Origin of the sequence: Nocardia sp. NPDC006044, from assembly GCF_042871115.1 — a bacterium.
GTDB lineage: Bacteria > Actinomycetota > Actinomycetes > Mycobacteriales > Mycobacteriaceae > Nocardia.
Map to the genome: position 1 here is coordinate 447,804 of NZ_JBIAID010000004.1, position 21,128 is coordinate 468,931.

A 21,128-nucleotide genomic window follows, 5' to 3' on the forward strand; every position below is an offset into this window, starting at 1 on the left:
GGTCAGGCCTTCCCGGCCGCGGCGGCGGCCTGCTGGCGTTGGATGTTCGCCTCGAATTGCCGTTTGGCGGCGTGGTATTGCTTGGGCCAGCCGAGTTCGGTGAAGCCGATCTTGGCCGCCTCGGTGAGGGTCCAGGACGGGTTCGCCAGGTGCGGGCGGGCGATGGCGCACAGGTCGGCCCGGCCGGCGGCGACGATGCTGTTCACGTGGTCGGCCTCGGAGATGGCCCCGACGGCGATCGTCGGAATTCCCGCCTCTTGCCGCACCCGGTCGGCGAACGGGGTCTGCCACATCCGCCCGAAGGTCGGTTGTTCCTGCTTGGAGACCTGACCGGAGGAACAGTCGATGAGGTCGGCGCCCGCCTCCTTGAACCGCTTCGCGATCTCGACGGCGTCCGCCGGGGTGATGCCGCCCTCGACCCAGTCGTGTGCCGAAATCCGCACCGACATAGGAAGATCGGCGGGCCAAGCCGAACGTACAGCCGCAAAGACCTCCAGCGGATAGCGCAGCCGGTTCGCCAGCGAGCCACCGTATTCGTCGGTGCGCCGATTGGTCAGCGGCGAGATGAAGCTGGACAGGAGATAGCCGTGGGCGCAATGCAATTCGAGCCAGTCGAAGCCGGCGGCGGCCGTGCGCTCGGTAGCGACGACGAACTGGGCCGTGACCTCGTCCATGTCGGCTCGGGTCATCGCGCGCGACCACTGGCTCCGGCCGGCCAGATACTGCTGCGGCGAGGCCGAGATCAACGGCCAGTTCGGTTCGTCGTCGTCGGCCGTGAGCGGTTGGTCGGTGCCGTCCCACATGCGGCGGGTAGACCCCTTGGCCCCCGAATGGCCTAGCTGCATACCGATTTTCGCGTCGGTGTTGGCGTGCACCCAGTCGGCGATGCGCTGCCAGGCCTGCCGCTGCTCGTCGGTGTACAGGCCGGGGCAGCCGGGCGTGATCCGGCCGGTCGCGCTCACACAGGTCATCTCGGCGAACACCAGGCCCGCGCCGCCCTGCGCGCGAGCGCCGAGGTGCACCAGGTGGAAGTCGCCGGGCACGCCGTGAACGGCCGAATACTGGGCCATGGGTGAGACGACAATCCGGTTCTTCAATGTCACCGAGCGCGCCGTGTACGGCGTGAACATCGGTGGGACGGAGGCTTCTTCGGCAGTTCGCGGCAAACCGGCGCGCGCGTCGAACCAGCGTTCGTAGTTCTCCAGCCAGCCCTTGTCGCGCAGGCGCAGGTTCTCGTGGCTGATCCGCTGGCTGCGGGTGAGCATCGAGTACATGAACTGCTCGGGTTCGAGTTGATCGCAATAGCGTTCGCCGCAGACCTCGAACCACTCCATCGCGTTCCAGGCCGCGTTCTGTAGTCGCAGCGCGTCGATCGACCGGATCTCCTGGTAGTGCGTGAGCACTGTGGGCAGGTCCGCGGGAGTGTCACCGTGCTCGCCGAGCTGACGCACCAGTTCGATGGCGTCCTCGAGCGCCAGCTTGGTGCCCGAGCCGATGGCGAAATGCGCGGTGTGCACGGCGTCGCCCATCAGCACGACATGGCTGTTTCCGTTGTGCAGCCACCACTTCTCGCATTTCACCCGCTGGAAGTTCTGCCACCCCGACCCCGGCAGGTGGCGCGAGTTGGTCATCAACTTCTCGCCCCGCAGGTTGTCGGCGAACACGCGCTCGCAGAACGCCACCGACTCGTCCGGCGTGGCCTGGTCGAGACCGTGGGCCCGCCAGACGGGTTCGGGCGCCTCGACGATGAACGTACTGGTGTTCTCGTCGAACTTGTAGATATGCGCCTGCAACCAGCCGTGTTCGGTCTGCACGAAGTCGAACGTGAAAGCGTCGTACAGCTTCTCGGTGCCGAGCCAGATATAGCGGTTCGGGCGGGTGACGAGGTCGGGCACGAAGATGTCCTGGTGCCTGCCGCGGGTCCTGGAGGAGATGCCGTCGGCCGCGACGATCAGGTCCGCGTCGGGAAACTCGCTGTCGGACACGACCTCCCGGTCGAACTCCAGCTTCACCCCGACCTCTTCGCACCGCGCCTGCAAGATGTTCAGCAGCTTCTTGCGGCCGATCCCGACGAAACCATGTCCGCCGGACCGCAATACCCGCCCCTTGAACCGCAACTCGATGTCGTCCCAATGGTTGAACGCCGACTCGATCCGGTCCGCCGTGGTCCGATCCCACACCCGCATCGTCTCCATCGTGGCGTCGGAGAACACCACACCCCACCCGAAGGTGTCATAGGCACGGTTCCGTTCAACCACCGTCACCTCATGACCAGCATCAAGCTGCTTCATCAGCAATCCGAAGTACAGTCCGGCAGGCCCGCCGCCGATGCACACGACCTTCATACGCTCTCCTCGAGTCGCGATACAAGTACTTTACATCTAAAGCTTTAGACATAAAGCACTTTCGCAGGATTGCGCCCCGGTCGCGATTGCGGCAGCGAGGCGCGGTGCCGCACGAGACGAGCGTCCTGCTCGCCGGACATGGCGGCTTCCGGACGATGAGTGAAGTCGTGGTCGACCGTCACACTGTGCTGAAGGGGATGTTGCGGACTGTGTGAGGATGGCTCTGCTCAGTCAGCAGTCGTTCGGGAGCGTTATTCGTTACGGAGGTCGTCTTCGGTGGCGCCGAGGCGCCAGTAGCCGCGAAAGGTTATGTCGGTTTTGGGGATGTGCCGGTCGGTGACCAGGTGGCGGCGTAGGGCGCGGACGACGCCGGATTCGCCTGCGATCCATGCGTAGGGCCGTTGGTCGGGTAGGGCGGCTTTCTGGATCGCTGACAGGATCTGGCCGCGGTGGCGCTCGTCGTGTACCAGCCAGGTGATCTCGGCGTTTGCCTTGGTGTGAAGCTCCCGGCGATCGGCCTTGTGCGGCACCTCGATCCAGACCTTGGCGACGGTGCCGGCGGGCAGCGATTCGAGAATGCTGGTGGTGGCGGGCAGGGCCGTCTCGTCCGCGGCGATGAGGACGCAGCCGGCGTCGGCGGGCGGGCGGAACGCGACGCTGCGATTGTCGCCGTCGGCCGGTCCGAGGATGGTGACCCGGTCGCCCGGTTGCGCCTGGGCCGCCCACCGGGAGGCGGGCCCGCCGTCGGCGTGCGGGACGAAATCGATGTCCAGCTCGCCTGTTTCGGGCCGATGCTCGCGCGCAGTGTAGGCGCGCATCACCGCGCGGACCGCGGGATCGGCGGCCCGCCATTCGGCGAACCAATTCTCCCCGGCATCCTCGGGCACCCACGGTTTCGATTGACCGGGGTGTGGCAGGAACAGCGACAGGCTCTGATCGCGACCGCCGCTTTCGAAGCCCGCCAACGACGGGCCGCCGAAGACGATGCGGAGCTGGGACGGGCTGAGCAACTCGGTCCGCAGGACCGGCACGTTCTCGAAGAAGCGAAAAGGCTGGGCGCGCATAGTGACTCCTGGTCAGATGACTTTGCCGGAGCGCAGGATGGTCGCGGCCAGATCCTCGAGCAGCGGTGCGGTACCCGCGTGGGAGAACCGGTAGATCGGCTGCCAACTGCCGATCTGGCCGGCGCGCACCGCGGGCAGACCGCGCCAGACCGGGTTGGCGGACAGCGCCTCCGGGGTCAAGCCGGTGGACCTACGGTCGAGCAGGATCAGATCGGCCGGGTATTTGTCGGTGTGCTCCCAGCTCAGCTCCTCGAAGAAGTCGTCCTCGGGCAGCGGATCCGGCCGGACCAGGTCCACGCCCAGTTCCGCGAAATAGCTCAGATCGGCAGAGGCTTTCGGATCGGAGACGTAGAAGATGCCGGGCGCGGCCGAGGCGGCCATGACACGTAGCCCCGGCCGCTGCGCGACCGCGTCCCGGACCGCCTGTGCGGCAGCGTCGAATCGAGCCTTGGCTTGGATTACCTTGGGCGCGTTCAGATCCGCACCGAGGGCGCGGGCGAGCTCGGAATAGCGCGCGATGGTCTCCGGCAGCGTCCGGTGCGAGACCCGCACCGCCGTCACGTTGGGGTTGATCGTCAGGATCTTCGCTTTGCTCTCGTCCGGGATGTACCAAAGCCGGTCGGGCGCATACATATCGGTGATGAGGAGATCGGGTTCGAGCGACGCGTACTTCTCCACATTGAACTCGCCCCAGTTGTTCCCGAGCACGGTCACCTTGCCGACGTCGAGTTCTCCGGTGAGCGGCGCCAGTTCACCTGCCTGGGCACGAGTTTCGCCGAAGACGCCGACGACGCGATCCTGCAGGCCCCAATCGGCCAGCATCGCGGCCGCGCCGGCGAAGGCGACGATCCGGGACGGCACGTCCTTGGTGTGGACGGTGCTGCCCCGGTCGTCGGTGAACGACCAGCCGCCCGGCCCCGTGTACGCATCGTCGGACCGGGACCCGGAGCAGGCGGTGGCGACGGCGCCCAGCCCCACCGCACAGGCGGTCGTGAGCAGGCGGCGGCGGGTGATATGGATTGTGTCCATGGCGGCCATTACAACGACAACTTATCAGTTAGGCAAGCCTCACCTACATGAATTTGATCACGCGGCTCCGGGCGTGGTTCGCCGGAGATCGCCAATGCCGTTGGCGCGGAAGCGAACCGCGAGAAACACGATTCCCGGTCGTCAGTTCATCAGGCTGTCGAACATGCCGGGCTGGTAGGAGCCGCCCTTCTGATGCACGATCACAGCGAGCCGGTTGGCCGCGTTGAGCAGAGCGACCAGCGCGACTAGCGCGACGATCTGTTCGTCGTCGTAGTGCTTGCGGGCTCGGGCCCAGGTCTCGTCGGACACGCCCTGGTGGGCGTCGGCGAGCCGGGTGCCCTCCTCGGCCAGGGCCAGCGCGGCCTGCTCGGCCTCGGTGAACACGGTGGTTTCCCGCCAGACCGCGACCAGGTTCAGCCGCAGCGCGCTCTCCCCGGCGGCCGCGGCGTCCTTGGTGTGCAGATCGACGCACCAGCCACAGCCGTTGATCTGGCTGACGCGCAACGACACCAGCTCCTGAGTCGGCTTCGGCAGCGACGACTGCACGATCGGCAGGCCGGCATTGGCGAACCGTTTGCCGAACTTGGCGCCGAGCTCGTTGGTGAAAAGGTCGATACGGGATTCCATGACTTCGTCCTCACTCGTGGTGTTGCATCGAACGAACACCAGATGCCGGCGGCTCGGGCGCTGTGACAGGCGCACGGACGTGACGTGTGTCATACGCAGCCGGTGTCACAGAATCGCGGCGCGCGGCATCTGGTGGGGTGACAGCCGAGTGCAGAGATAGGAGCCACCCATGGCAGGTACGTCGAAGACCGCGCCCGACCGGAGTGCGGGCGAGCGGCCGGACCCGGCGACCGCCATGTTCGTCACCCATCGGAACCTGCTGTTCACCGTCGCCTACGAGATGCTCGGTTCCGCCGCCGACGCCGAGGACGTGCTGCAGGAGACCTGGCTGCGGTGGGCCGGCGTCGATCTCGAACAGGTCCGGGATCAGCGGGCGTATCTCGTGCGGATCACCACCCGTCAGGCGCTGAGCCGGCTGCGCACGCTCGGTCGGCGCAAGGAGTCCTATGTCGGCTCTTGGCTGCCCGAGCCGCTGCTCACCGCGCCCGATGTGGCCGAGGACGTCGAGCTTGCCGACAGCGTGTCGATGGCGATGATGCTCGTGCTGGAGACACTCGCGCCGACCGAGCGGGCGGTGTTCGTGCTGCGCGAGGTCTTCGATCTGTCCTACGACGAGATCGCCGAGGCCGTCGACAAGACTCCGGCAGCGGTCCGGCAGATCATTCATCGCGCCCGCGCGCATGTGTCCGCGCGCCGGCCGCGCGGCATTGTCTCCCAGACCGAGACCAGGGACGCGCTCGCCGCCTTCCAACGGGCGATCGAGACGGGTGACATGCAGGACCTGCTCGACATCCTCGCGCCCGACGTCGTGCTGCTCGGCGACGGCGGCGGAATCAAGCAGGCGGTCGCGCGGCCCGTCGTCGGGGCCGGCAAGGTGGCTCGCCTGCTCGCCGCCGGGTTCGATCGGGTTCGTGCGGCGATGACCGTCGAGCCGGTGCAGGTCAACGGTTCGCCGGCGCTGATCTACCGGCTGGACGGCCAGGTCGACACGGTGGTGGCGTTGCGCATCGATGACGGCCGGATCTCCGGGCTGTACGCGGTGCGCAATCCCGAGAAGCTGTCGCACATGGCGAGCGAAACCGCGCTGCGTCGATGAGTTCGGGTCCCGGCGGGTGTATGGGTTCCGTCAACGACGGTGGTCCAGATGGTGCGGCAGGGGCATAGTCAGCCGTCGTGACGGATCCAGCGGGCGGCGATGTCGAAGTTCGTGCCGAGATCGGCCGGGTCGCGGCGTGGGAGGATCTGGGTTCGCACCGAAGAACCTATGCGGCAGCACAACCCGGCATCCGACGCTATGTCATCGAAGGTGTAGCCACGCTTGCGGCCGCGCTGGTGGCCGCGTTCGGTTTCGCGGGTGGTGTAGCGGTGCCGGCCATCATCGGGGTGACGGGCATGCTGATGGTCGGGGGCCGGCTGCTGTGGGATCTGTTGTGGCTGGCGTATATCCACGGCCGGAACCGGCGGGTGCGGCTGGATCTGTACGAGCGGGGGCTTGTCGTGATGGTCGGCGGCCAGGCTCGTTGTGTCCGGTACGACACTACGATGCTGCGGCGCAACATCATCGAGCACGCGGATTCACCTGCCGCCAAACAGGTTTCGTATGCATACACCTTGATCGACACGGGTGGTGATCCGGTCGTGTTGCGGCAAGGGATCGAGCGTCCGGAGGAGTGGGGGCCGGAGATCGATCGGGCGATCACCGCGGCTCAGTGGCCGAGGACTGTGGAGATGCTCGAGGCCGGTGGGTGTCTCGACTTCGATTACTTCTGGATCACGCGGGACGCGATCGGTGCGGGGGAGCGGTCGGAACTGTGGTCGCGCGTAACGGGTATCGCACTGAGTGCGGGGTGGGTCAGTGTCGGTGTGGCGGGGGAGTCGGCGCCGTTGGAATCGCTTCCGGTGAGCTTGATTCCGAACTTCACCCTCTTTCGCACGCTCGCGGAGCGGATGCGGGCGGAGCATGCGCGGCCGGTGTAGCTCGAGGCGTAAAGGGCGCGTCAAGGGTTGCCGGACGTTCCAGGGTTCGAGCTGTCGCTGGGAGGGGCGAGACCGGCTGGTCTGCCTTATATCCCGAGAACCTTTGTCCCGCAGCATATGTCAGGGAACCGTCAAATCGGTCCAGCGGACCTTCCCGGCGCGGTCCAGTACTGACATCGTCTGAATCCGGATTGCTGGTGAAAGGGATCGGGCGTGGCATCGAAGGTCGGGGTAACTCCGGAGCAATTGCGGAGTGCGGCAGGAAAAATGGGTACGCTGCGGGATCGGATGGACGACATCCTCAACACGTTGGAAGCCTCGTTGGCGACCAAGGGCGCGGCCTGGGGCGGCGACGGCTACGGCAGCACCTTCGCCGACGGCCCGGAAGGCTATGTGGCCGCGCACAAGAACCTCACCGAGGGCATCGGCAACACCGCCGTGACCCTCGGCTCGTACTCCGCCGGGCAGTACAAGGCGGCAGACCTCCTGGCTCGAATGGACCGGCGCTAGCACGACTTCTGCTGATACCGCATGTCCATCACCATGCCCAGCGAGCTGCAATGGCTCGGCTGGATCGCCGGATCGGACTGGCCCGACGGCGACGAAGACACGATGTGGGCCATCGCCGCCGACTGGCGCAAGGCCGCCGCCGACATCCGTGCATTGCTACCGGATCTGGCCGCCGCCAGGAAGGCGACCATCGAGGCGTACCCCTGGGGCGACGGCGTCGAGGAGATGACCGCCGCGCTGGACAAGCTGGATCGCGGTCCCGAATCGCTGGAGCGACTGGCCGAAATCCTGGACTATGTCGTCGAATCCGCGCATGCGCTCGGCACCGAGATCGAGTACACCAAGATCCTCGTCATCAGCTCACTGGCCATGCTGGCCGTCGAAATCGCTGCGGCGTGGTTCTTTCCGCCGACCGCGCCGCTGGTCGAGGCGGCGGTCATCGGTGTGACCCGGGTGGCGGTGCGGGTGCTCGGTCAGCGCGCGGTCAGTGCGATCGCTCGATTCGCGGCCAAGACCGGAGTTGCCGCGCTGGCCGAGTTCACGGCGAAGCATGTCGTGTTCAGCACGGTGCTCGGTGCGGGGCAGGACGCGGCGATCCAGGCGTATCAGGTCGGGGCCGGACATCGGGATGGGATCGACTGGAATCGGGTCGGTACGACGGCCTATACCGCCGCGGCGGCGGGTGCGGTCGGCGGACCCGTCGGGGGACTGCTCGGGAAGGCTGCGGCGAAAGTGCCACTGCCGGAGCGGCGTTGGAGCGGAGCGTTGAAGGGCGCGGCGGTCGGGGCGGGATCGGGCATGGCCGGGGCGTTGGGGGCGTGGGGCGTCGGCGGCTTCGCCAATGGGTGGACCTGGGATCCACGGCTGCTCACCGGTGGAGCGGCCTACGGGGTATTGACCGGCGGTAGCAAAGGGTTTCGGCACGCGCCGTCCGGTCGTGGGACCGGTGCGAGCGGATTCTCGGCGGCGGACCCAGTGCGGTTCGATGGTGACGGCAGTTCCGCTCGGGTCCACCCGCAGGGTGGTGCCGATGCGCGGAACGGGACCGCTGGTTCGGTGCCCCGCTCGGGAGACTCGTCTGTCAATGGCGGCGGAGTTCGGGAGGTTGTTACTGACAACCGTCCGCATGAGGCGCCGAACAGAGGCCTGGCCCAGGTCGACGGCGCGTCGAATTCCGATGCGCGGAATAGTGAAAGCCGCGCCGGGACCCGGGCCGACGGCGCGTCGGATTCCGATGTGCGGAATGGTGACAGCCGTGCCCGAACCGAGGTCGATGGCGGGTCGGATTCTGGTGTGCGGAATGGTGACAGCCGTGCCGGGACCGAGGTCGATGGCGGGTCGGATTCTGGCGTGCGGAATGGTGACAGCCGTGCCCGAACCGAGGTTGACGGCGGGTCGGATTCTGGTGTGCGGAGCAGTGACAGCCGCGCTGGGACCCAGGACGGTTCGGGGCACAGTGCGCACGACGTGACACCGGCGCGTGCCGGGAACTACGAATCCGGAATCGTTGCGGGGACCAAGGAATTGCAGACCGCTGCTCTGAATGGGCAGGGTAGCAACGGTTTTGGCTCGCCGACCGGTTCCGAACCACGCGCGGGTACACCCGACCGTGGACCGGAATCGACGAGAGCCGAGACGCCCGTCGAGGCAAGCACTACAGGAAAGGTGGAATCCCAAACTCCCACTCCTGGAACGGAACAGGCGCACCCGCAGTCTCGTGTGCCCGGCGAGGACCTTGCGCAGGCGGCCGAGGTGAAACGACCGGCCGAGGTTACTGATCAGATCCGCGAGAAGCTCCGTGGGCTGGGTGTCGGCCCGGAGGGGATGGGCATCGAGCAGGTACATCGCGCCGGTATGGATGCGGTGACGCGTCGTCTGCCGGAACTCGCCGCCTCGATGGCCGACCTGGATGCCGCGGGCCTACCGCCGAACGAACATCTCACCCACCGGAAGGCCCTGCAACGGCAGATCGACGACGTCCTCGCCTTGCGAAAGGACCTTCGATCCGAATTCGACCATCCACGTAACGCATCCAGTGAGAGACCTGCCGCGACCACCCGTCCGCGGACGGAAACCGGACCGGGGAACGAGAATACGTCCGGGCCGGCAGGTGAGCGTGCACCGTCAGCGGTGCGGCAACCCAGCGAAATTCTCGAATCGATCCGGGAAAAGGTGCGCGCCCTCGGCATCGATCCGAACCGCATGACACCGGAGCAGTTACGCCGCGCGGGCACAGAGGCACTGACCCGACGATCCGACGAATTCGCCCAGCGGAGCGCCGATCTGGACGGGGCCGGCCTGCGCCCGAATGACCTCCTCCAGCAGCGCATGGACGTGCAACGGCGAATCGACGAATTCCTCGCACAACGCAGAGAACTCCGCTCGGAACTCGACCAGTACACGAAACAAGCTGAAGCAGAAGAACATACGCCCGCTCAACTCTCGCCGCCGACCCGACACCCCACGCCCGAGCCGCCACGCCAACAGCCAGCAGCCGAACACCCGCGACCCGACGTCCAGACACCCACCACCGACCCCACCCCAACCCCGCGCACCCCGTTCGACGGCGAGCGGACCCCTGAAGAGATCCCCGACACCTCCTCGAAGATCCCGTACACGCCAAGATACTTCGGCGTCCCACCGATTCCCGCCTACGAAGCACCCGCGCCCCCGGATAACGCCGTATGGGAACCCACCCCGATACCCACGCCTGACCCGAAACCCGAACCAGCTCCCGACCCGGAGCCCAAACCCGAACCCGAACCAGAGCCAAAGCCCACGCCTGAGCCTGAACCGGCGCCCGAGCCCACACCTGAGCCGGAACCGGCGCCTGAGCCCGAGCCAGAACCGGAACCGGAACCTGAGCCAGAGCCCACGTCTGAGCCTGAACCGGCGCCCGAGCCCGAGCCCACACCTGAGCCGGAGCCGGAGCCGGAACCGGCGCCTGAGCCCGAGCCGGAACCTGAGCCAAAGCCCGAGCCGGAACCTGAGCCCACGCCCGAGCCAGAACCGGAGCCGGAATCTGAGCCCACACCAGCCCCTGAGCCGGAAATTGAGTCTGAGCCGGAACCCGAGCCCAGTCTGCCGCCGGAGCCGGACCCCAGGGCGGCCACGTAGTGAATTTCGGGCGCATCGAAACCCCCGTCCGGATTTCCGAACAGGGCTGAAACGGCACCGTCACCGCCGCAGCGGCGACACCAGCGGCCGATGGTCCGGACTCGACACCGAGCATATTCAGCGCATGCCATGGCACACCGAAACGCGCCCATACGGCGGGGGACGGCGGCGCTCCGGGCGCGACGTGACATATGACTCGATGACAGACCACCCGTCCGTGATGACACTGGATGGCGGTGTCGACCATAAATTGCCTGCTCAGACATGGCGATGTGGCACTGAACTATCCCGATCGGAAGGATGATCTCGAGCTCATGGCCTCGTCGCCGAGCATGGATACGGTCAAGATCGCACTGGAGATGGCGGTGCGGGCCCCCTCCATCCACAACACTCAGCCGTGGCGATGGCGGATCCATGACCATGCGATCGAACTGTGGGCCGACCCGCAACGCCACCTCGTCTCCGCCGACCCCGACCAGGGCAAGCTGATCGTGAGTTGCGGCGCCGCGCTGCATCATCTGCGCGTCGCGCTGGCCGTGCTCGGCTGGTCCGCGGCGGTGACGCACCTTCCGGACCCGAACGAACCGGACCATCTCGCGACCATCGAGTTCGCACCCCATCAGCCGAGCCAGGCCGACATCGACCTCGGCGCCGCATTGCTGCAACGCCACACCGACCGCCGCGGCTACCGCTCGCTGGAGATCCCGGCCGGCTACCTCAAGACCATCTCCCACCGCGCCACCAGGTTCGGTGCCGTGGTCCGCCACGTCCCGGAAAGCCTCCGGCTCCGCCTGGTGCGGCCGTTTCGAGCCGCCGTCGCCCGCCACGCCGAGGACCCCGGCTATCAACTCGAGCTGGCCACCTGGAGCGGCCACCGCCGAACCGCGGACGGGGTCCCCTCGGCAAACACGCCCCGCCCGCACCTGGCCGACGAAATCCCCGCCCGGATATTCGCCGACGCCGACTTGATCGACCACCACGAAGCCCCCGACGCCGCCGAATGGCTGGTGATCTGCACACCCCACGACGATCGCCGGTCCCAACTCCGCGCCGGCGAAACCACCAGTGCCCTCCTGCTCGAGGCCACCCACCTGGGCCTGTCCACGTGCCTCCAGACCGAACCCCTGGGCCTGCCCGAACTCCGCAACGACATCCGCACCACGGTCCTCTACGACTGCGCCTACCCGCAGGCCATGCTCCGGGTAGGTTGGACGCCAACCGATTCCGCCCCGCTCGCCCCTACCCCGCGCCGCCCGATCGAAGACACCATCGACCCGTGATCCGGTCGGGCGCGACCATCGGCGTTCGGTCGACGATGTGGTGTGCACGGTCGAACCAGTAACGTGCACGCACAAAACACCTACTTTCGAGTTGCGGCCGAAGTTTTTTCGACGGAATGGATCTGGAACCATCCAGCAAATCTGACACACCAATGTGCCGGGCCGCAGTCGGTGCCTACGGTTATCGATAGAGCCCGATCCCGAGTGGAGTGGCGGAGCCGACCGAAGAGTCGGCACATCCGCAGCAATCATTACGGGTCTTGGCGAATGTGAATATCGCATGTAATGATTGCTCCCATCGAGTTCCTCCGACTCTACCCGGACATGGGGTCGGAGAAAGTCGGGGCGGCAATATTATGGGCATTTACGCACCCTGTGGCGGTGTTCTCGCGCACCTTCACATAACCTGGGCAAGTGTCCGGACGCGTTGGTTTCGACTCTTTCCGAAGCTGTTTGCGGCGTATCGCGGAGGCGGCATGGTCGACCTGTGTTATAGGCTCGTTGAATTATGGAACAGAACAGTCGATCAATCGGAATCGGATGTCGACGGTCATTTACTGGAATCCGGAGTAAATTCTCTGGACATCTGTCGATTCGTTTATGAAATACGCCGCGAATTAGGCATCGCCGTATCTACGCGGACGGTTTATGACGCTTCGAGCCTGGCCCGGCTGGCCCGTTCGCTGGAGTCCGCCGCGGTATCGGCCGATGGCGAGGATGCCTCGGCCACGGCGGCTTTCACCCTGCTACCGCGCCCAGACCGGCTGCCATTGTGCTCGGGACAGTCGGCACTCTGGTATCTCGGTCGTATGGATCCGGCATCGTCGGCCTACCATATTCCGCTGACCCTTCGAGTACCCGTGGCACTCGACGAAAGCGCGTTGCAAGCCGCGGTCGGTGATTGCGTCAGGCGGCACACCAGCTTGCGGACCGTATATCCGGTCATCGACGCGGCGCCGGTTCAGGTCGTCGTTCCCGCGGACGAAGTCCGTGTCCCGTTCGAGGTGCGGTCGGTCTCGCCGGAGCAGTACCCGGCCGCCGTGGTGGCGGAAACGGCGCGGCCCTTCGATGTACGCACGCAAATTCCTGTGCGCGCCAGGTTGTTTCGCGTCGGCGAGAATGAATCGATCCTGCTTGTCGTGGTGCATCACATTTCCTTCGACGGCTGGTCGGTCGGGCCGTTCTGCCGTGATCTGGCCGACGCTTATGCCGCCCGTGCGGCCGGCCGGAGCCCGAATTGGGCTCCGCTACCCATCGAGTACGCGGATTATGCAGTGTGGCAACGGCATACGTACGGCCGCACCGGCGAGAACGGCGACACCGCCGCCGAGCAAATCCGATTCTGGACCGACACGCTGACGGGTCTGCCGACAGAGCTGCCCGGCTTGGCCGACCGGCCGCGGCCGAACGCCCCGATCGGCCGGGCGGGCGTCGTGCACGGCGCGTGGTCGCCGGAGCTGCACGCGAGATTGTCGAAAGCGGCGCACAGTCACCGAGCAACCTTGTTCATGATCTTGGTGGCAGGCCTGGCCGAGGTCTTCACGCGACGCGGCGCCGGGACCGACATACCGGTGGGGACCGCGACGGCTGGGCGGCTCGACCCTCGTTTCGACGACGTCGTCGGCTATTTCGTCAACCCGGTGACGCTCCGTGTCGACACCTCCGGAGAGCCGGATTTCACGGAATTGCTGTCCCGCGTCCGGGCCGTGACGCTCGCGGCGTTCGACAACCACATCGTTCCGTTCGAGCGCATCGTCGAAGCCGTCGGTCAGCCGCGGGCGCTCGGCCGGAATCCGCTGTTCCAAACGGGATTGGTAGTACAGAGCCGGCCCTGGCCTGCGGTCGAGCTGGCCGGTGCGCCCGCGGAGGTGTCGGTCCGGTCGACCGGCTGGGCGAAGTTCGACCTCTACTTCGAGTTCTGGGAGCACCGTGGCCCGGCCGGCGAACCGAACGGCCTGACCTGCTCGGTCGAATACAGTGCCGATCGCTTCGATCCGGAGACCGTGCGGGAGGTGCTGGACCACCTGCGCGACGTACTGGCACGGGCCACCGAGCATCGCGATGCCCCGGCGATACCGGCCGGGGCGTCCCTTGCCCGGTTGTTCGAGCGGCAGGTCGGCGCGCACCCCGACGCCGTCGTGGTCGAGGCACCCGACGGCGTGCTGACCTACCGGCAGCTCAACCGCCGGGCGAACCAGCTGGCGAGGCTGCTCACCGCCGCTGGAGTAGGCCTCGAGACCTTGGTCGGCATTGCGCTGCCACGTTCGGCACAGCGCGTCGCGGCCACGCTCGCGGTGCTCAAGGCGGGTGGCGCGTACCTGCCGCTGGATCTCGACTATCCGGCCGACCGGCTGACCCAGATCATCGACGACGCGCGGCCGGTGCTGGTCATCGCCGGTGCCGACGGTATCGCTCAGCTGCCGGATCCATTGCCGGTGCCGATATTCGCCTTGACCGCCGACACGCTCGAACGGTGCGAGCGTCAGCCCGAAGACAATCCGGCCGCCGCCGTCCACCGCTGTACTTCGGCGAATCTGGCGTGCGTGTTGTACACCTCCGGCTCGACCGGACGGCCGAAGGGGGTGATGATCCCGCACGCGGGCGCCGCCGCGTTCGCCCTGGACAGCCGATTCGCCACGGCCGCGCATCACCGGATGCTGATGCACACCCCGTTCGGATTCGACGTGGCCAACTACGAGCTGTGGGTGCCCCTGCTGCACGGCGGGCAGACGGTAGTGCTGCCGCCGGGCCGGCCGGACACCGCGATCTTGGCGAGGACGATCGAGCGCGAGCAGGTCTCGGCGGTGTGGCTGACGGCCGCGGTGTTCCAGCTGATCGCCGCCGAGGATCCGGGCTGTCTGCGCGGCGTTCAGCAGGTATGGAGTGGTGGCGAAGCGGTGCCGCCGGAGTCGGTGCGGCAGGTCTTCGCCGCCTGTCCCGAGATCGTGTTCGTCGACGGGTACGGCCCCACCGAGGCCTCCTGCATGGTCGCCAGCCACGCCTTGCGGTCGTCGGACCAACTGGCGGATACGGTGCCGATCGGGCGCCCGATGGACGGTGTCGAGGCGCGCGTGCTCGATGAGCGGTTGCGGCCGGTTGCCGCCGGTGCGGTGGGCGAGCTGTACGTTTCCGGAATCCGGATCACCCGCGGGTACCTGCGGCGTCCCGGCTTCACCGCAACCCGTTATGTGGCAAGTCCTTTCGGCCCGGCGGGCGAGCGGGCCTACCGGACCGGGGATCTGGTCCGGGCGAACGCGGACGGGGTCCTGGAATATCTCGGCAGGGCAGACACGCAGCTCAAGGTGCGCGGCCATCGCATCGAATCCGGCGAGGTCGAGCACGCGATGAACCAGCATCCCGCGGTGGTGCAGTCGGCAGTGGTGGTCCACGGTGCGACGCCACTGGACCGGCGTCTGATCGGCTATTTCGCGACTACCGAGGATCTCGATGCCGAGCATCTGCGTGATCACCTGACGGCCACCCTGCCGCGGCACATGGTGCCTGACCGGTTGATCCGGCTGGAACGTCTGCCGCTCACGCCGCACGGCAAACTCGATCGCGCCGCGCTTCGTTCGGCGGCTGGCGCAACTCCGGCTCGATCGGTCGAACCGGCAACTATCGCAACACTTTTCGAAGAGCAGGTGACCCGGCATCCGGCTGGTGTCGCACTGAGTCTGTCGGCCGGCGAAGAGGTGTCCTACGCGGACCTGAACCAGCAGGCCAACCGGATCGCTCGCATGATCATCGCCCGCGGCGCAGGACCGGAGCGGGTGATAGCGCTGATGCTGCCGCGCGGCCGGATGCTGATCACCGCGATCTTGGCGGTAGCGAAATCGGGGGCGGCTTTTCTGCCGATCGATCTGGACGCCCCACTGGCACGAATCAGGTTCGTGCTCAACGACGTTCGACCGGCACTGGTCATTCGCCATGCTGACGACAGCGGTCAGTGGGCCGTCGCGGAACAGATCGTGCTCGACCAGGACGGCATCGGCGCCGACCAGTGGGCCGGACATGATCTGGCCGCCGACGAGCGGCTCGGCGCGATCGCGCTCGATCAGCCCGCGTATGTGCTCTATACCTCCGGGTCCACCGGGACGCCCAAGGGCGTCGTCGTCACCCATGGTGGCGTGGCCGGTCTGGTTCGGGTTTCCCGTGAGCGATTCCGGGCAGGGAGTTCGAGCCGGGTATTGCAGTTGTCCTCACCGGGCTTCGATATCGGGATCATGGAGCTGTGCGTGTCGTTGCTGTGTGGCGGCGTGCTGGTGCTGGCCCCGAGCGACCACCTGCGACTCGGCGCGCCCCTGGTCGAATTGTGTGCGCGACAACGGGTTACCCACATGATGATGGCGCCCACCGCGTTATCGGCGCTGCCCGTCGGTTCGCTGCCGTCGGTCGAAGTGCTCGCCGTCGGCGCCGAGGCGGTTCCGCAGACCTTGGCCGCGTGCTGGTCGCCGGGCCGAATCCTGCTCAACGGATACGGTCCCACCGAAGCCACGGTCTGCGCGACCGTGAGCCGGCCGCTCGACGGTTCGGTACCACCGCCGATCGGTCGGCCGATACCCGGTGTGCGCTGTCACGTCCTGGACGACGCGCTTCGGCCGGTGCCGGCCGACGAGGTCGGTGAGCTGTACCTGGGTGGGCCGGGGCTCGCGCGCGGATACGTCAACCGGCCGGCCGTGACGGCGGGGCGGTTCGTCGCCGATCCGTCCGGGCAACGCGGCGAACGGATGTACCGGACCGGCGACCTGGTCCGAAGGCAGGCTGACGGCGACCTGACCTACGTCGGCCGGGTCGACGATCAGGTCAAGCTCAACGGCGTTCGAATCGAGCTCGGCGAGATCGAGACGGCACTCGGCACGCACCCGGCCGTGCACGCCTGCGCGGTCACCGTCCGGGAAGACCGCCCCGGCATCCGCTACCTCGCGGCCTACCTCGTCTTCTCCACAGCCAACCCGCCCGCGCCCGCGGAATTGCGCGAACACCTCCGAAAGATGTTGCCGACCACCATGATTCCCAGCGCTTATGTGACGGTAGCCGAACTCCCGCGAACCCTGAACGGCAAGATAGACCGCGCCGCGCTGCCGAAACCGGAGCACACGAGCCCCTCTCGGCAAGTCGGCGACCGTGCCGGGATGCATGCGGAGGTCCAGCGTGTCTGGTGTGCGGTCCTCGGCCGGGATTCGATCGGCCTCGACGAAGCCTTTTTCGAGGTCGGCGGGACCTCGCTGCTGCTGGTCCAGTTGCAGCAGCAGTTGACCGAGCTGCTGGGCACCGAGGTAGATGTCGCGACCCTGTTCGAGTACCCGACCATTCGGCGCTTCGCCGACCACTGCGTGCCGGAACGTCCGGAGGAACAGAGTTCCCGGGTCGAGCACGAGTCCGCCGGGCAGGCGATCGCGGTGGTCGGCATGGCCGTCCGGGCTCCAGGGGCCGCCGACCTCGACCAGCTCTGGTCATTGCTGACCGCTGGCAAGGAAGGCATCGTCCACGGCTCGGAAAGCCGGGACGGATTCGTCGCCTCGACCGGTGTACCGCCGGGGGCGGGCACCTTTGACGCCGGCTTCTTCGGCTACACGGCGGCAGATGCCCGGCAACTCGACGCACAGCAACGACTGTTTCTCCAAACGGCATGGGAGGCAGTGGAACACGCCGGATACGATCCACTCGCGCTGGACGGTCCGACGGGTGTCTTCGCCGGTGCCGGGCTGCCCTACGACTGGCTCCGCGCCAACGATTGGCGGGAGACGACGAATCCGGCTGCCCTGCAACGGATCGGGCTCGGCAATCCGCTGCAATTCCTGAGCGCGCACGCCGCCTACAAACTCGGTCTGCGTGGGCCGGCTCTGACGGTCAACACCGCCTGCTCCACGTCGCTGGTCGCGGTGCATCTGGCCTGCGAAAGCCTGATGGCCGGTGAGTGCACGACGGCGCTGGCCGGAGGAGTGAGCCTGCGCCCGGACGGTGAGACCGGCTACCTGCACCAAGACGGCGGAGTGCTGTCCCCGGACGGGCGATGCAGGCCGTTCGACGCCGACGCCGGGGGAACGATCTCCACCGGCGGCGCGGGCCTGGTTGTCCTGAAACGCCTCACCGACGCGGTCGCCGACGGCGACACCATCCACGCGGTCATCCGGGGATCCGCCATCAACAACGACGGCGATCGCAAACTCGGCTTCACCGCGCCCAGCGTCGACGGCCAGGCCGAACTGCTCGACGCCGCCTACCGCGCCGCGGGTATCGATCCCGCGACGATCACCTACATCCAGGCGCACGGCACCGCCACCGCCCTCGGTGACGTCGTCGAGGTGCGCGCGCTCGATCGGGTGCTGGGCCGACCCAGTCGGACGGCGCGCCGCTGTGCGCTCGGCTCGGTGAAAGCCAATGTCGGACATACGGATTCGGCGGCCGGCGTGATCGGGCTGATCTCCACCGTGCTGGCCGTCCAGCACGGCCGCATTCCGGCCGTCGTGCATTTCCGGCAGGCGAACCCGAGGCTGGACCTGGACCGAACGCGGTTCTACGTCAATGCGCAGACGATCGCGTGGCCGCCCACCGGCGACATCCCGCGGCGAGCCGGGGTCACCGCCATCGGACTGGGCGGCACGAACGCGCACGTTGTCGTGGAGCAGGCCCCGGCCCCCGAGCGGCCGGCGGAAACCGATGAGCCACAGGTCATCACGGTGTCGGCCAGAGACGCCGCCACGCTGCGGCGTGCGTCGGCGAGACTCGCCGAGCACTTGCGGGACAATTCCGATCTGTCGTTGGCCGATGTCGCGTCCACTCTGCAACGCGGCCGGCATCGCTTCGATCATCGCCGCGCCCTGTCGTGCCGAAGCGTCGAGCAGGCGATAGACGAACTGCTGGACACCGGTGGTTCCGGCCACGTCGTCGCCGACCCGGACACACCGCGGAAAATAGTCTTCCTGTTTCCCGGTGTTGGGTCACAGTTTCCCGGTATGGGCCGGACCCTGTATGCCGAAGAGCCGGTCTACCGGGCAACATTCGATGAATGCCGCGCCCTGTTCCGAGCCGAACTGGGCTGTGACATCGGCGCGCTGCTTTTCCATGCCGAGCAGGGTGACGACACCGCCACCTTGCTGCGCCGCCCCTCGCTCAACTTCGCCGCCATCCTCACCACCGAACTCGCTGTCGCGGCACTGCTGAGGTCCTACGGCATCATCCCGACCGCACTGATCGGCCACAGCCTGGGGGAGTACGCCGCGGCACACATCGCGGGCGTGCTGACCCTGCCCGATGTGGTCGGTCTGGTCGCGGCGCGCGGATTGCTGTGCGACAAGCTGCCACCGGCCGCCGTGGTCTCGGTACCGCTCGCCGAGGACGAGGTCCGGCCGATGCTCGATCCCGAACTCGCCGTCGCCGCGGTGAACAGCATCCGGCACTGTGCCGTCTCCGGCCCCCTGGACAAGCTCGAACAGTTTCGACGGCAACTGCGCCGAGACGGCATACAGGTCAAGCCGGTGCCGATCGACATGGGCGTCCACTCCGCCGCCACCGATCTCATCGCCGACGAGTTCGCCCGTGAATGCGCACGCCGTCCCCACGGGGCGCCGACCATTCCCCTGGTGTCCGGATTGACCGGGGCCGCGCAGCCCGTCGGCGAACCGCTCGACCCGAGCTATTGGGTCCGGCATCTGCGCCGGACCATTCGATTCGCCGACGGCCTGGACACCGTGCTCGCCGACCCGGATGCGATCGCCGTGCAGATCGGGCCGGGCCGGGCCCTGCTGCAACTCGCCGAGGTGCATCCGCGCTGCGGTGCGGATCGCCCGGTCCTGCCGTCCCTGCTGCCCGACCGAGTCGAAACCGACACGGTCGCAGAACTTCTCGCCCGGCTGTGGGAACTCGGTGTCGATCTCGACTGGGAGACTGCCGCGCACGGGAAACGCCGCAGACGCATCCCGCTCCCCGCCTACCCCTTCCTGGTGGACGACGAACCGGCGCCACCGGCGGCCCACCCGGAACCGCTCAGCGCGACCGAGCCCGGTTCCGATCGGGTCGAACAGGTGCTGCGTCGGCTCTGGTGTGAACTGATCGGCGTCGCCGAGGTCGGTGCCGCCGACGACTTCCTCCACTCGGGCGGCGATTCCCAACTGGCCGTTGTGTTCCGCAGCCGGATCAAAGAGATACTGGGCGTACAGGTTTCGGCCCATGCCTTCTTGCAGTACCGAACCTTCGGTGCTCTGCTCGATCACCTGCGACCCGCCCCGGTACCGGCGCGGACGGCAGCGGCGCTCTCGCCGGTCCTGATCACCCTCCGGCCGGGCGAACCGGACCACGTGCCGCTCTACCTCGTTCAAGCCATCGGCGGCACCGTGTACTCCTACCGAGATCTGGTCGACGGCCTGGACGCGCGCCGGCCCGTGCACGCCTTCCGCGCCTACGGGATCGAACCCGGCGAACCGGTTCCGTCGACCATCGGCGAAGCCGCGAACCGTAACGTGCAGACGCTGCTCGATACGCACCGGGGAGGACCGATCGTCCTCGGCGGTCACTCGTCCGGTGGCGTGCTTGCGCAGGAAATGGCCAGGCAACTGCTCGACGCGGGACATTCGGTCCCCGTGGTGGTCCTCATCGACACCATGACGTTCGCCGACGCGCACCGATACAACCTGCGCAGCGCCGAGGACGTGCGCGCGGCGTTCGAGAGCTTCCGCGACAGCGCACCCGAGGCGTGGGCCGCGTTCACCACGGCAATGGATACCGATCCGAACATTCGCGCCGTGATCGTGGCGACCAACTCCGCGATCCGTGAGCACCAACCGTCCTCGATACCCACCGACCTGCTCTATCTGCGCGCCGCCGAGACGAACCAGATCTTCGACCCGCACCCCGAAAACGCATGGCGCCAACTTTTCTCGGGTCGGACAACGGTGTGCACCATGCCCGGCAATCATTTCACCGTCATCGAACGACCGCATGCCGCCGACGTGGCGAACGAGATCGAAAAGGCACTGCGCGGGGTCGAAACCGATTCGGCCGAAGCTGATTTCGACTTCCCGTCGGTGCTGCACATCCGCACTCCGTCGGGCCTGCGGATAGGCGGCCTCAGCCTGACGCAGGCGGTCGAGCTGATCCGAGCGGCAGGGGGGCTACGCGAAACGTGAGAACGCCTGTTAACGAACGTCATCGACTCGACATCACGAGGACCATGAGAAGCC

The 21,128-nt window shown here is 67.2% G+C and carries 10 protein-coding genes; 6 read left to right on the top strand and 4 right to left on the bottom strand.

What is annotated here, in order from left to right:
• Positions 1-2: 2 nt before the first annotated feature.
• The 4 genes from ACFYO1_RS33325 to ACFYO1_RS33340 form a co-directional block, all read right to left on the bottom strand.
• The gene (locus ACFYO1_RS33325; protein ID WP_387239905.1) at positions 3-2,345 is read right to left on the bottom strand and encodes a bifunctional salicylyl-CoA 5-hydroxylase/oxidoreductase; all 2,343 of its coding nucleotides are present in this window, start codon (positions 2,343-2,345) and stop codon (positions 3-5) included.
• Between the two features lie 251 nt (positions 2,346-2,596).
• Complete coding sequence (locus ACFYO1_RS33330; RefSeq protein WP_387239908.1) at positions 2,597-3,409, bottom strand: siderophore-interacting protein; 813 nt, start codon at positions 3,407-3,409, stop codon at positions 2,597-2,599.
• 12 nt (positions 3,410-3,421) lie between these two features.
• Complete coding sequence (locus ACFYO1_RS33335; RefSeq protein WP_387239911.1) at positions 3,422-4,438, bottom strand: ABC transporter substrate-binding protein; 1,017 nt, start codon at positions 4,436-4,438, stop codon at positions 3,422-3,424.
• Positions 4,439-4,579: 141 nt separating this feature from the next.
• Positions 4,580-5,065, bottom strand: a complete 486-nt coding sequence (locus ACFYO1_RS33340; protein ID WP_387239914.1) for a carboxymuconolactone decarboxylase family protein — start codon at positions 5,063-5,065, stop codon at positions 4,580-4,582.
• Between the two features lie 169 nt (positions 5,066-5,234).
• Here ACFYO1_RS33340 and ACFYO1_RS33345 point away from each other — a divergent pair, with 169 nt between their 5' ends.
• From ACFYO1_RS33345 to ACFYO1_RS33370, 6 genes are all read left to right on the top strand, one after another.
• Positions 5,235-6,161, top strand: a complete 927-nt coding sequence (locus ACFYO1_RS33345) for an RNA polymerase sigma-70 factor (protein ID WP_387239917.1) — start codon at positions 5,235-5,237, stop codon at positions 6,159-6,161.
• A 77-nt stretch (positions 6,162-6,238) separates the two neighbouring features.
• On the top strand, positions 6,239-7,042 hold the full coding sequence (locus tag ACFYO1_RS33350) for a DUF6585 family protein (RefSeq protein WP_387239920.1): 804 nt from the start codon (positions 6,239-6,241) through the stop codon (positions 7,040-7,042).
• A 213-nt stretch (positions 7,043-7,255) separates the two neighbouring features.
• Positions 7,256-7,552, top strand: coding sequence for a WXG100 family type VII secretion target (locus ACFYO1_RS33355; RefSeq protein WP_387239923.1), 297 nt, complete (start codon positions 7,256-7,258; stop codon positions 7,550-7,552).
• Between the two features lie 21 nt (positions 7,553-7,573).
• Positions 7,574-10,669 (top strand): hypothetical protein, encoded by a 3,096-nt coding sequence (locus ACFYO1_RS33360; protein WP_387239926.1) that lies wholly within the window; start codon positions 7,574-7,576, stop codon positions 10,667-10,669.
• Positions 10,670-10,983: 314 nt separating this feature from the next.
• The gene (locus ACFYO1_RS33365; RefSeq protein WP_387239929.1) at positions 10,984-11,949 is read left to right on the top strand and encodes an Acg family FMN-binding oxidoreductase; all 966 of its coding nucleotides are present in this window, start codon (positions 10,984-10,986) and stop codon (positions 11,947-11,949) included.
• Between the two features lie 476 nt (positions 11,950-12,425).
• On the top strand, positions 12,426-21,074 hold the full coding sequence (locus ACFYO1_RS33370; protein ID WP_387239932.1) for an amino acid adenylation domain-containing protein: 8,649 nt from the start codon (positions 12,426-12,428) through the stop codon (positions 21,072-21,074).
• The last annotated feature ends 54 nt before the right edge of the window (positions 21,075-21,128 follow it).

Bases quoted from the DNA above. Each gene is read 5' to 3' on its own strand.
- ACFYO1_RS33325 (WP_387239905.1), bottom strand. From the start codon at position 2,345: ATGAAGGTCGTGTGCATCGGCGGCGGGCCTGCCGGACTGTACTTCGGA.
- ACFYO1_RS33330 (WP_387239908.1), bottom strand. From the start codon at position 3,409: ATGCGCGCCCAGCCTTTTCGCTTCTTCGAGAACGTGCCGGTCCTGCGG.
- ACFYO1_RS33335 (WP_387239911.1), bottom strand. From the start codon at position 4,438: ATGGACACAATCCATATCACCCGCCGCCGCCTGCTCACGACCGCCTGT.
- ACFYO1_RS33340 (WP_387239914.1), bottom strand. From the start codon at position 5,065: ATGGAATCCCGTATCGACCTTTTCACCAACGAGCTCGGCGCCAAGTTC.
- ACFYO1_RS33345 (WP_387239917.1), top strand. From the start codon at position 5,235: ATGGCAGGTACGTCGAAGACCGCGCCCGACCGGAGTGCGGGCGAGCGG.
- ACFYO1_RS33360 (WP_387239926.1), top strand. From the start codon at position 7,574: ATGTCCATCACCATGCCCAGCGAGCTGCAATGGCTCGGCTGGATCGCC.
- ACFYO1_RS33365 (WP_387239929.1), top strand. From the start codon at position 10,984: ATGGCCTCGTCGCCGAGCATGGATACGGTCAAGATCGCACTGGAGATG.
- ACFYO1_RS33370 (WP_387239932.1), top strand. From the start codon at position 12,426: ATGGTCGACCTGTGTTATAGGCTCGTTGAATTATGGAACAGAACAGTC.